General features: G+C 70.8%; 11 protein-coding genes and 2 pseudogenes. 5 read left to right on the top strand and 8 right to left on the bottom strand.

All coding sequences use genetic code 11. The features are described from left to right. Positions 1–132 precede the first annotated feature (132 nt). Entirely contained in the window at positions 133–753 is a 621-nt protein-coding gene (locus P2424_RS00175) for a hypothetical protein (RefSeq protein WP_276473757.1), read from the bottom strand. A gap of 199 nt (positions 754–952) precedes the next feature. Beyond that, on the bottom strand, positions 953–2524 hold the full coding sequence (locus P2424_RS00170; protein ID WP_276473756.1) for a serine hydrolase domain-containing protein: 1572 nt from the start codon (positions 2522–2524) through the stop codon (positions 953–955). A 79-nt stretch (positions 2525–2603) separates the two neighbouring features. Here P2424_RS00170 and P2424_RS00165 point away from each other — a divergent pair, with 79 nt between their 5' ends. Next, positions 2604–3257: a TetR family transcriptional regulator C-terminal domain-containing protein gene (locus P2424_RS00165; protein ID WP_276473755.1), complete on the top strand. Its 654-nt coding sequence runs from the start codon at positions 2604–2606 to the stop codon at positions 3255–3257. 774 nt (positions 3258–4031) lie between these two features. Here P2424_RS00165 and P2424_RS00160 read toward each other — a convergent pair. Further along, complete coding sequence (locus P2424_RS00160) at positions 4032–4502, bottom strand: DUF5959 family protein (protein WP_276473754.1); 471 nt, start codon at positions 4500–4502, stop codon at positions 4032–4034. A gap of 453 nt (positions 4503–4955) precedes the next feature. Next, on the bottom strand, positions 4956–5855 hold the full coding sequence (locus P2424_RS00155; RefSeq protein ID WP_276473753.1) for a helix-turn-helix transcriptional regulator: 900 nt from the start codon (positions 5853–5855) through the stop codon (positions 4956–4958). A 214-nt stretch (positions 5856–6069) separates the two neighbouring features. On the opposite strand from P2424_RS00155, the gene P2424_RS00150 reads away from it, so the two are divergent. Then, complete coding sequence (locus P2424_RS00150) at positions 6070–6807, top strand: SDR family oxidoreductase (RefSeq protein WP_276473752.1); 738 nt, start codon at positions 6070–6072, stop codon at positions 6805–6807. A gap of 470 nt (positions 6808–7277) precedes the next feature. On the opposite strand, the gene P2424_RS00145 is transcribed toward P2424_RS00150, so the two are convergent. Next, positions 7278–7922, bottom strand: coding sequence for a TMEM175 family protein (locus P2424_RS00145; protein ID WP_276473751.1), 645 nt, complete (start codon positions 7920–7922; stop codon positions 7278–7280). A gap of 196 nt (positions 7923–8118) precedes the next feature. Here P2424_RS00145 and P2424_RS30930 point away from each other — a divergent pair. After that, positions 8119–8306: pseudogene (locus P2424_RS30930) on the top strand (MerR family transcriptional regulator); the annotation flags it as partial. Positions 8307–8483: 177 nt separating this feature from the next. Continuing rightward, a complete protein-coding gene (locus P2424_RS00140; protein WP_276473750.1) occupies positions 8484–8990 on the top strand; it encodes a DinB family protein in 507 nt (168 codons plus the stop codon). Positions 8991–9136: 146 nt separating this feature from the next. Here the strand turns inward: P2424_RS00140 and P2424_RS00135 are convergent. Then, positions 9137–9356: pseudogene (locus tag P2424_RS00135) on the bottom strand (IS3 family transposase); the annotation flags it as partial. A 23-nt stretch (positions 9357–9379) separates the two neighbouring features. Here P2424_RS00135 and P2424_RS00130 point away from each other — a divergent pair. Next, positions 9380–9700, top strand: a complete 321-nt coding sequence (locus tag P2424_RS00130) for a hypothetical protein (RefSeq protein WP_276473749.1) — start codon at positions 9380–9382, stop codon at positions 9698–9700. Between the two features lie 69 nt (positions 9701–9769). Here P2424_RS00130 and P2424_RS00125 read toward each other — a convergent pair whose 3' ends face one another. Together P2424_RS00125 and P2424_RS00120 are read right to left on the bottom strand one after the other, a co-directional pair. Continuing rightward, on the bottom strand, positions 9770–10003 hold the full coding sequence (locus P2424_RS00125) for a hypothetical protein (RefSeq protein WP_276473748.1): 234 nt from the start codon (positions 10001–10003) through the stop codon (positions 9770–9772). Between the two features lie 132 nt (positions 10004–10135). After that, positions 10136–11764, bottom strand: a complete 1629-nt coding sequence (locus P2424_RS00120; RefSeq protein WP_276473747.1) for an adenosine deaminase — start codon at positions 11762–11764, stop codon at positions 10136–10138. Positions 11765–11887 lie beyond the last annotated feature (123 nt).

Genomic DNA, 11887 nt, shown 5'->3' with positions numbered 1-11887 from the left:
CCGACGGAGTCAGTTCCCGCACAACACGTGTGGAGCGCATCACATCGCCGGTGCTTGGTGATTCCTCCAGATCCTCACCGCATCAGGAGGACAGCATCGCCTCCCCACGCGGCCGGCCCGGTGCCGCACCCCTCACACTCCCGGGTGACGAGGAGGAGCCTCGACGGCCGAGGACGGGGCCTGCGGCTGCTGAGCGATGCCCAGCGCCTGCTCGACGGCGTTCACGCGCCGCCGCTGCCGGCGCATGACGAAGGGATTGATCAGGGCCACGCCCATGATCAGGAGGTTGAGGCAGGCGAGCCCGTAGCGGTGGTCGAGGACCTGTGCCACCGCGCTCACGAGCAACAGCAGTGCGGCGCCGCCCATCAGCCACCACGCCCACCGGCGCTGCTGGGCGCTCAGCATCCGCCGCTGCCGTCGGACGATGTCGATCGCGGCGGGCAATTCGGCGGGGTCCTCCGGTACCTGCCCCCGCTGGATCCCGCGACTCACCTTCAGGTACCGGCCTGCGCTCAGCCCGACCCCCGCCGCCTGGCGCCGGACCCACCACCATGCCCCGGCGGCCGCCCCCGCGGCCGACAGCAGAAAGGCGGGGGCGAACAGCGGGCCCCAGGCGGCGTCCCCCTCGTTCTCAGGGCCGAACGCCCCCACGAGGAACCCGGTCAGCGCCGCCGCCAGCAGCACGATGGAGACGATCCCGGCCGCATACCAGCGCCCAGCACCTCTGCGTGTTTCCCTGGTCTGTTCGGACATCGCCGTCCCCCTTCTGGCGCTTCTCCTGTGTCCGTTGCGGTGCGTGACCGGATACCCGAAAGGGACTCCGGCACACCGCTGCACCCGGTGAGGAACCGTGCGACGGACGGGCGCGCCGTCCGCCCTCCGGGGCAGGGGGGGCTGGGGAGGAGCGGCGCATGCGGGTGCCGGGCTCCCGGCGCGACGAACCGCGAGCGGCTCAGCCGGCGCCTCCTTCGGCAGGTTTGTGCCGGTCTCCCGAAAGGCTGCGGGGACCGAGGGGCCGGCGCATGCTACGGATCGCGTGGGCGAGGCGCAGCACAATGGTCGTGCCGCCGGCCACTGCCGCGACGCAGAGCGCGGTCACGGCATCGGGTATCCACCGCAGCAGTCCGAGTACGTCACCGTAGTGGGCGAGCGGTACCAGGAGGAGCAGCGGCACCGCGCCGACCGCGCACCAACCGGCGGTGCGGGCCAGGACACCCTTCCTGGAGGCCGGCTCGAGGGGCCCGCGCTTGACGAGCAGAGCCGCGCGCCCGGTGGAGAGGAGCAGCAGCGCAGCCAGAGCGGTGCTGCTCCAGACCGCCCAGTAGTAGAGGGACGCGGCGGGGTCGTCCGTGGGCTCCCGTCCGTCGGCCAGAATCCGTGCTGCTCCGAAGCCGACCTGCATGACGGACTCGTCCTGGAGGAGGCCGTAGAGGTTCTGCTGGAGGACGAGTGCGACGTTCCGTTCCGGGATGAGGAAGAGCATGGCCGAGTAGCCGGGGGTCGCTCCGGTGTGCCAGACGGCGTTCCGGAGCGGGGTCTTGAGCCCGCCCACCCGCCAGCCGAGGCCGTATCCGGTGCGGGTGGGGGAGTCTCCGCCTTCAGCGGTGAGGGTGCCCTCGGTGCGCATCAGCCGGGTCGACGCGGGGGTCAGGACGCGGTCGCCGTCGGCGGTCTTCCCGCCGCGGAGTTGCAGTGAGGCGAAGTCGGCGAGGTCGGTGAGGGTTCCGCCCAGGTAGCCGTAGCCGGCTCCGTGGTCGTCCATCTCGTCGGCGACGGCTGCCGGCCTGCCCCACAGCATCTGGTGTCCGGGAGGCAGGTGCTGCTCGCGCGCCGACGCCTTGTCGGTGATGGCGGTGTCCATGCCCGCCGGTGTGAGGACGGCCTGCCTGACGTACTGGGTGAAGGGGCGGTGGGTGACGGCCTCGACCACGGCTGTCAGCACCAGGTAGTTGGCGCTGGTGTACGCGTAGGCGGCGCCAGGCGGTCCGGTCGGCTCGATCCGGTCGAGGGCGGCGAGGCGCCCCGCGGGGGCAGGGCAGTCGGCGTCGTAGCAGTCGGTCACTTCGAAGGTCGCCGATTCGGGCATGCCGGAGGTCTGTTCGAGCAGGTGGCGGACCGTCACTTTTCCGGCGTGCGCGGGCCCGCCGAACCGGAACGCAGGGAGGTGGTCGACGACCGGATCGTCCAGGTCGAGGCGTCCGTCCTGGACGAGGGTCATCACGGCGGTCGCGGTGACGGGTTTGGCGACGGATCCCCAGAGGAACGGGGTGTCGACCGTGACGCGCTCACCTCTCCCGTCCTCTCCCCAGGAACGTTGATGCACCGGCCCCTCGGGGCCCACGACGGCGTAGGAGAGTCCGGGTGTGCGGGTGGCTTCCATACGGTCGCGCACATAGGCGTCGATCGCGGCGTAGCGGTCCGCCGGAGCGGCCGCAGCGGCGGGAGGAGCGGCCGCCACACACAGCAGCAGACCGAGCAGCAGCGGCATGGCCCTCGTGAGGGCGTGCCGGAGGAAGCAGCGCATGGGGTTCCTCGTCGTTGATCCCGAAAGAAGATAACCGTATGGCTATACGGCTATAACCATACGGTGATACGGTTATCAAGTGTCAAGAACCGCCGATCACGGAGAACGCCGGCGCCGGATCGCCGTCGCCGTCCGGACGCTGATCTCCGACCAAGGGCTCGACGCGGTCACCGTCGCCCGCACCGCGGCAGCGGCCGGCATGTCCGTCGGACTCGTCCAGCACTACTTCCGCACCAAGGACGACATGCTGCTCCACGCCTTCCAGGAAGTCGGCACGGCCCTCCGCGAGCGGGCCGAGCAGCGGATCCGGGACGGCATCGAGCATCGGCGCCCGGTCGCGGCCGTCCTGGCGCAGGCGATGACCGAGCTCCTTCCCCTGGACGAGGAGCGCCGCACCGAGTTCCGCGTCAGCAGAGCGTTCGCCGGCCGCGCGCTGGACGTCCCGGCCCTCGCGGAGATCGACGCGGAGACCGCCCGGCGACTGCGTGCCGACATCGCCACGGCCGTCCGCAACGGCAAGGAATGCGGCGAGGTCGAGGCCGGACTGGACCCCTGGCCCGCCGCCGTCCGGCTGACCGCCGTCGCCCAGGGACTCGCGACGCAGGTCTACCACGACCCGGCAGGTGTGAACGGCGCCACCGCGGCCGACTTGGCGGCATCCGTGATCGACGCCGAACTGGCCACCGTCTTCACCGGGGAATGCCGCCAGTACGCCGCGCGGGACGACACCTGACGCCTCCTGCCTTCCTCCGCCAGGACTTTGGCCGCCCCGCCGCGCCCCGCCCTCCCGCCGGCGACCGCAGACGGCACGGCAGGCACTGACTCAACCGCACGGCGTGCTCCGGGACCTGTGAGCCGCCTCGGTCGCCGTGGCCAGGGCCGCGAGGACTCGGGCAGTCCGGGGCGCCGAGGTTGCACCCGCCCCGACGGCCGCGCCACCCGGCCAGAGGCCCGGTGCACTCCCCTTCGGGCCCCGGCTGCACGTGCCGCAACCGAGCTCGTGGAGCTTCCGCAGATCGCCCGTACGAGCTGCGGAAGGACTGTCGGCCGCCGTGGTGGTACTACGTCGCCGGTCCGCTGATACCCGTCGTCGCAGCGACCGTGGCCGTCGCATGCTCTTCACCCGTCCACGGCCGTACGGTGCCACGGCACGCAGGAAGCCCGGGAACCGGTCATCCGGGCCGGGACCGCCGCACTCGCCCTGCCGCCCCTTCCCGCGGTACGGGCCGTGCCCCTCTCCGCCGCGCAGGCCCTCGACGCGTCGACATGGTGGCGACGACGCGCCGGGTGCGATGTTCCAGGCGGAACCTGCCCGCCCTCGCGGGAGCGCTCGCCGTCGGCGCGAGCCCGATCCTCGCCCGGAATCCGGCGGGCCGGGCACCCGTTGCCGCGGGTGGGCCCGTCGCCGCCGCGGCGACGGCTGACCCCTCCTGACACACCGGCGCCTGGGCTCTCCTGCCCTGCGAACAGCTTCCGCGCACGGTGAACCGGTCCGGCCGCCGGAGGCTCACCGCTTGCGGTCGGGGCTCCACGCGCAGGTTCCCGGAGCCGTCTCGACGACTTCGCGGGGCCAGGCCAGCCGGACCTGCTCCAGGCGCCTGCGATGTTCGGCGATCCAGTCCCCCTCGGGCCGGGCTCCCAGGACCGCGGTGAGGCGCTCCGGATCCTCGAGCTGGATCGACAGCCAGCCGTCGCTGTGCACGTGGATGCCGATGCGCAGACCACCTTCCGTGCCGATTCCGAGGGACCGGCCGGGTCCCGCGCCGGAGAGCTCCCGCTCCCAGGAGTCCAGGTCGTCCTGGAGGAGGTACAGGTCGAGCCGGGCATCGACGAAGCTCGTGGTGGCGAGCACATCCGCGTGCAGCGTGTCGTGGCCGGTGAGCACACCCGGCCGGGACCGTCCGGTGACGCGGACGACGCAGCGGTCCCCATCCGGGGCGGCGAGATGGATAAGATCCGTCGGAGCGGGTTCCGCCATGGTGGTGGTCTCTTTCGTGCGCAGAAGTCGGGCTCGGGCTCGCGGTGCGTATTGTCTCCGGTCGCCGAACGAGCGAGCCGGCCGCCCCTGGCAGAGGGCACAGGGGTGCTCAGGCCTGGGGCCCGCGCGGTGTCGGCGCGGCCTCGGCAGAGCCGACCGGCCGATGCGGAAGCCCCTCGCGCCGGCGCTCGACCGGGCGGGTGACTGCCCCGAGACCCACCGGGTGACGGCTTCCGACGCGACGTTCGGCCAACGGAACGCACGCGGCCGGTTGAGGCCGGTGCGGCAGGGGCGACTGACGGGCCGGCGGGCCGCGTGCCATGGGCTGAAGATCGACCGACTCCACCGCACCCCCGCGCCCGGTCCCGAGCCGGCAGCAGGGAACTGTCGCACACCTGGGCACCGAGGCAAGGCTGAACCTCCACGCATCGCCCGCAGCGATACGCGGCTGCTTCACCGGGCGCTGCCCGGTCCGGAGGCTCGCTCGCTGTGCAGGCGATCGCCCTCAGCCTCCGCCGCACGAGCAGACACCGTCGCACCGGGCAGGGCCGTGCCCTCGGTCGGTCCGCCGCCCGGGAGATAGATCACGAGGGTTTGTTCGGGCTGTTCGGCCACATGGAAGGCGGTGTAGACGTACTCGACCGTCCCCTGCCGCGGGTGCCGTAGGCGTTTGCGGCCGCCGCGCCGGGCCCGTACCTCGTACTGGGGCCACCATTCCCGCATCTCCGGGCTGTCCTCGCTCAGTTCCTCGACCAGCCGGGTGTAGCGCGGGTCGCCGGGATGGTTCGCCGCCAGGGTCCGGAGCCGGCCGAGCAGGCCGCGAGCCTCGGGTTCCCAGTCGACCAGCACCTGCCGGGCCGCAGGCTCGAGAAACACCCAGCGGACGAAGTTCGCGGGCCGGTCCGCCTCAGTGACGAGATGCGGGAACAGCTCGTCCGCCGCCCGGTTGTGGCTGAGAACGTCGTAGTTGCCGCCGATGATATACGCCGGGTTCGGCTGCAGCAGCAAGGGGACGGCGCTCACCGCTGCCGTCAGCAGATCGTGTGCTCCGGCCTCGGCCACCGGTGTATGACCGGCGAGCCGGAGAAGGTGCTCGCGTTCGTGCCGGTCCAGCCGCAGCGCCGAGGCGAGCGCGGTCAGAACCTGCTCCGAGGCGCGGATGTTCCGCCCCTGCTCCAGGTACGTGTACCAGGTGGCGCTGATCCCGGCCAGCAGCGCGAGCTCTTCCCGGCGCAGCCCCGGAGTCCGGCGGCGACCGGTGCGGGGCAGGCCCACCTCGTCAGGGGTGAGGCGCTCTCTCCGGCTGCGCAGGAACGCACTCAGCTGACGGCGTCGGTCCGATTGCGTCGACATGGCAGTGTGGCACCTCTAATTCCAGGATAAGTACATTCTGGATACCAGGCTATGCCTGACGGAGGCTGGTGTGCGAGCACGGTCGCGGCACCGCCGACGGCCCCACATCACACCGGCACCGTCCGCCCCGTCGGCAACGCTTTGCTGATTACTCGTCAGTTCCTGTTGTCCCCGGCGCCCGGACTCGGGTGCCGAAGAAGGAGAGGACGAGATCATGTCCGGAATCAAAGACAAAGTGGTGGCGATCACCGGAGCCAGCAGCGGCATCGGTGAGGCGACCGCCCTGCTGCTCGCCGAACACGGCGCGCGTCTCGTCCTCGGCGCGCGCCGCTCCGAGCGCCTGGCCGAACTGGTGGCGCGGATCGAGCAGTCGGGCGGCACGGCAGTGCAGATCCGTACTGACGTGACCCGCCTGGAGGACATGCGGGCCCTGGTCGCGCTCGCCGATGAGCGATTCGGCCGGCTCGACGTCCTGGTGGGCAATGCCGGGGTCGGTACGCTCTCGCCTCTCGACGACCTGCGCACCGATGAATGGGACGAGATGGTCGACGTCAATGTGAAGGGCGTGCTGCACGGGATCGGCGCCGCGCTGCCGGTCTTCCGGGCGCAGGGCACCGGCCACTTCATCACCACCGCCTCCACGGCCGCGTTCCGCATCGTGCCGAGCATGGCGGTCTACGCCAGTACCAAGTTCGCGGTCCGTGCCCTCTGCGAGGGGCTGCGCCAGGAAGCCGGCGACTCCCTGCGGGTCACCACCGTCTCGCCCGGTGCGACGGCGACCCCGTTCGCCGAGGCGTCGGCCAACAGCCGCGTCAGAGCCGAGATCACCCGGATGCGCGACGAACTCGCGATCCGGCCCGCCGCAATCGCCCGCGCCGTCGCCTTCGCGATCGAACAGCCCGCCGCGGTGGATGTGAACGAGATCGTCGTCCGGCCCACTGCCCAAAGCTGACCTCGCACCACTCCAGCGCGCTCATGTCACCTCGCGGCTCGACTCCGCGTGGTGCACGTGACAGGTCCGCCGGCTCAACCGCCCGGAAGGCGACCGAGCGCACTGCGGCTGCGGGCCGCAGTACGCAAAGACTGGTGAGCATCGCGGCGTGAGGCCGCGTGGGACTGCGCCTGAGCACATCGGGCAGGTCGGGGAGCAGCGCGTCACCAGGCTGTGCGCCCACTTGGCGCGAACTCGGTGAGACATGGAACCGCTGCGACGGCCGGCGCGTCGCAGCACGGTTTTCGGGCGGCTGCCGTGAGCCACGAGGAGGTTCCTCACCCGCGAGCAAGACCGCCGGGCCACCCGAAGACTTCTACCGTGATGCGCGCGGCGTGGCCATGCCGGCGGCGTCGATCACGAGCCATGGAGTGACGGCCGGGGCAGTGAGGAGCCAGGACGCAGCGGCTGCCACCGGAGTAGGGCTGCCGTCACCGAGAGACTCCCAGCTCCCGCCACGCCCGGTCGAGCTTCCGCCCGGTGATGACCTTGACGGGGATCAGGCAGGCCCACAGCCACATCGCCCCGGCGGGGGAGAGGAAGGCGACCGGTACCGAGGCCGTGAAGATCACCACACCGGGGACCGTGTCCGTGACCGAAGCTCGCCGGACTTCTGCGGCCCCTGGCTGTCGGCGCACTCCCTCCCGGCTCCACACGACGTGCCACAGCACTATCAGCACCGCCTCTGTGGCTGCCACGTTCGCCGAATACAAGGCGACGGCCGAGGAGTGTTCGCTGTAGTCCGACAGAAGAGACGTCGGGAACGGCAGCAGCGCCACCAGCGCGAGTCCGAGCAGAGTGAGATTCATTTCCACCGGACCGACCCACTGTGTGGTGCGGAAGATCCGCTGGTGCTCACGCCAGAACACGGCGATGATCACAAAGCTGAGGAAGTACGCCCACAGCTGGGTCATGGTCTCCTGCAGCACCTTCTCGTACGCCCGGGCATCCAGGTCGTCGGGGACCGAGATGTCGAGGACGAGCAGCGTCAGCGCGATGGCGAACACACCGTCGGAGAGCGTCAGTAGCCGCTGGGCGCCGTTCCCGGTCCCGGCAACGGGGTTCTCCTCATTCACCCGGAGCACCCTACTGAGCTGAACCGCCCGGGGCTTTGACACCACACGGCCCGCATGACGAATCCGTCGCTGACGCAGCCGCGCCACCCGAGGCCACCAGCGCCGTCTCCGAAGGAGGAGCCCCGGCATCGACGGGTGCTGACCGGCCAGGACGCGGTGCACCGTGGAGGCGGGCATGCCCAGGACAGGATCACCGATGTTCGCCGCCGGCCTGACCAGCCGAAGGATCGCGGTACTCCTTCCGTGCTGGGACTCCGGGCACACCGACGCCGAGCAACGAGCCATGCTGCGCACCGAGCGCGACCGTATCCAGGCCAAGGTCGACGACAGGCTGCCCTGGACCGCCTCGACGAGGTCATCGCGATCACGGACGCGCACTCGTAGGCGAGGTCGGTCGGACGTCGCACCCGCGATGTACAGCTGGAGCACCGGGCCCTGTCCGGTGGATCACGCCGGGCGGACACGGGCACGGGATCGCTGCAGCAAGAAGTGGGGTGGAGCCGGTGGATCCGTCGGTAGATCCCTCGACATCGGCCGCGGTGATCGGGGACGCTTCGCGCGATGACCAGAATTGACGACACGCCGCCCGCGTGGGACGAGCGCTCCCAGCTCACCATGTTTCTCGACTACGCACGTGACACCGCCCGTGCCAAGTGCGACGGTATCTCGGCGGAGAACGCCCGCAGGGCACTCCTGCCGGGGTCGCCGCTGATGACCATGAGCGGGGTGGTCAACCACCTTCGCTGGGTCGAGTACCACTGGTTCCAGGTGGTCTTCCTCGGCGAGGAGGATCAGGGTCCCTGGACGGAGGAGGATCCCGACCGCGAGATGCGTGTCGCCGTCGACTTCCCGCTCGCCCAGTTGCTCGACGAGTACGCTGAACAGAGCGCCCACTACCGCGAACTGGTCGCCGGGACCGGTTTGGACACGCAGGCCCGGCGAGCCGTGCGCACCGGCCTCCACGTCGACCTGCGCTGGATCCTCCTCCACCTCGTCGAGGAGACGGCCCGCCATAATGGCCATCTGGACATCCTGCGCGAGATGCTCGACGGCACGACCGGCGAGTAGGTTCTCTCTTTGACCGGCGTCGGGTCAGACGAGAATGCCAGCGAAGGGGCGCCCCTACGGCTCGGGCAGGTCCGACGAAGGGCTGGTCTGTCGTCGGTCGGTCAGCGGCGGACTGTGGAGAGCCGGCCTGGGCAGCGCCTGTCGACCGGAGTCCCGGCATCGACGAGCCGGTCGATCACCGGGTAGAGCCTTGGGCGGGGTTTGTCCTCGCCCAGGAACATCACCGCCTGCCTGACGATACCCAATGGTTCCCAGCTGACGGATTCGCCGGCGGACAGTCCGCAGTTCAGCGGACTCGCTCGACAACATTCCCGGTCGCCGCCCGTTGTCTATCCCGTCCTCCCGCAACCACTTCGACAGCGTGACGGGAGGAGGAGGGGCTGCTTCCCTTGACGGGTACGACCGGCGATGTGTGGTCGGGCTGGTATGTGGACGCGCGCGAGGGCGAGTCCTCCTATGGCTGCCTGGGCCAGTGGTCGGTCGATGGTGGAGATGAGCCGTACCCGGCGGATGGGGGACGGCCGTTGGCCGACTGGCTGGGGGAGATTGCCGCCGCGTTGGAGGAGGGGCGGTGCCTGCACCGGCCGGACGGGGCCGACGATACGCATAACTGGCCGGTGCTGACCGGCCGCGGGGGGCTGACCAGGGTCGGCCCCAGGGACCCGCGACTGTTTCCCGAAGGGATGATCAAGCTGGACGGCCCACGCTAGAGCCGGCGGCCCCGGGGCGCGCGTGCGCCTGCCGGGACCGCCGGCCACCAAAGCCGGTGCCTCTACCGCTTACGGCTTGGGCACGGTGCACTTCACGGTCGCCTTACTGGCGTCGCAGTGCCCGAACTCCGGGAAGGAGACCCAGTATTCGTCCTCGTCGAGCAGGTGGTACTTGCCGGCTGCGGCGAAGTTGCCGGGGAACCCGGCCATCGAGCCGGAGTGAGCCGGCTCGACATGGCAGAGCGCCCGCAGACTTCCGTCCAGGTCGGCGCAGCGTGCCGGGTGTCGTCGTACAGGTGCCACTCGCCCTGCTTGGCGCGGCTGGCGTAGCTTTGCACGCACTCGTCGCCCGAGCTGACCTCGTTGAGACCGCCCATGGTGGTCGGCATGGCCCCGGCTCTTTGTCCGGGGCCGGGGAGGGCGACGGGGTCGGGGTCAGCGTTTGCCGACGTGTGTGCGTTCGAAGGTGGTGAGGGTGGATTCGAGGTGCCATTGGGCGGCTGCCTTCGGGCTGTCGGCCAGGAGGCGGCCGCAGGCGCCGCCGGGCCTGCCGGTGCCGGGGTGTTCCTTCGCGCAGGCCGCGGCGGTCTGGTAACCGTCGCGCGTCGGGTTGCCGCGCCACAGGCTGCGGCCCGGGAGGAAGGCGTACTCGAGGGAGGCCCGCGCCAGGTCTTTGAGTTCGGGGTAGCGCAGCCGGTAGGTGGTGGACACGTACTGGAACTCGTGGCTGATGTCGGTGCGGGAGATGCCCGGGTCGTCGGTGGCCAGGACGACGGGCACGCCGTGGGCGCGGTAGGTGTTGAACGGGTGGTCGTCCCCCTTCACGCCCAGGATCTGTGCGTTGCTGGTGAGCGGCACCTCGACGGCCGTCCCCCGGCGGGCCATGGTGCGGGTCAGCTGCTGCCAGTTGTCCTCGTGGACGAGGTCGACGCCGTGGCCGATGCGCTCGGCCTTCGCCACGTTCACCGCCTCGCCGATGTGGAAGGACAGGTCCTCCGGCTTGACCAGCCCGGGCCACAGCTCCCCGGCGTGCAGGGTGATGTGGGCCTTCGGGTACTGCTTGCCCAGGTAGCTCAGCATCCGCATCTGAAGCCGGTAGTTGCGCAGCGCACTCTCCCCGTCCTCGGGCTGGACGAGGTTGACGGCGACGAACCGCGGGTCGCGCTCGGCCAGCCGCAGGCCGAGCGCGATCTGGGTGAAGACGCGCTCGGGTGAACTCCCGCGGGAGACCTGCGAGATCCATCGGACCGGCAGCCGGCAGGCCCGGCGGGGGTGTGCGGTGTCGCAGCGTGCCTCGCTGCGGAACTCGGCGTTTGTACGGTCGGCGTCCTTCCGGGCCTGCGCCACCAGCCGGTCCAGCTTGCCGTCGGCGAGGAGCTTGCGATGCATCCGTGCCGGGTCCGGGTCCCAGCCGACCTCTTCGGCGAGCTTCTTCGCGCCGTCGGAGGCCGGGGTCGCCATCGTCTCCAGGTAGGACTGGTTCTGCCGGGCCGCATCCTCGGCGACCTCGGCGAGGAGCTTGCCCGGATGCCGCCAGGTCACCTCGCCGAACTTGCCGAAGGCGGCGAAGAAGTGATCATGCCCGGACTCGCCCTGCGGGAAGTCCTCCATGGACCAGGCCCGCACCAGCTCCTGGTGGAACGCGTTGTCCGTGCGCGCGTCGGCGGCCGGGCGGGCACCGTCCTTGCACGGCGGCTGCACCGCGGTCATCGTCTTCTTCTCGATGCACAGCCCGTCCTGCGCGGCGAGTTCGATGAGGTACTCGGTGGTGACCGCGCCGGAGAGGTGGTTGTGCAGGTCGCCGCCCTTGGGCAGCTTCCGGAAGAAGTCCCCCAGCCGACCGGGATCGTTGCGGACGGATTCCAGATAGGCGGCGGTGCGCGCCTCGGCGGGCGTGGCAGGTGGCCGGACGGCGGGCCCGGCTGAGCGTTCGGTCTTGTCGGACCGGGCCTCGTCGGATTGAGCGGCGGCCGGCAGCGCGGTGAGCGCGGTCAGCAGACAGAGTGCGGCGGCGCCGCTCGGGTACAGCACCCGACGGCGGCCGATACGGGATTGATGAGTCACTTCAACATGATCAAAGGGCCGGGCTCAGGTGTGACCGCGATCGCGGGGGCGCCACTCGATCGTGGGATTGGTCGCGCCCGGCCAGGCGGCGGTCGGTCCTCTTGTCAGCGTCTCCGACGGCGC

It is taken from the genome of Streptomyces sp. WMMB303 (assembly GCF_029351045.1).
Classification (GTDB): domain Bacteria; phylum Actinomycetota; class Actinomycetes; order Streptomycetales; family Streptomycetaceae; genus Streptomyces.
Note: the sequence above shows the minus strand (reverse complement) of the source record. Positions and strands in the feature narration are given on the sequence as shown.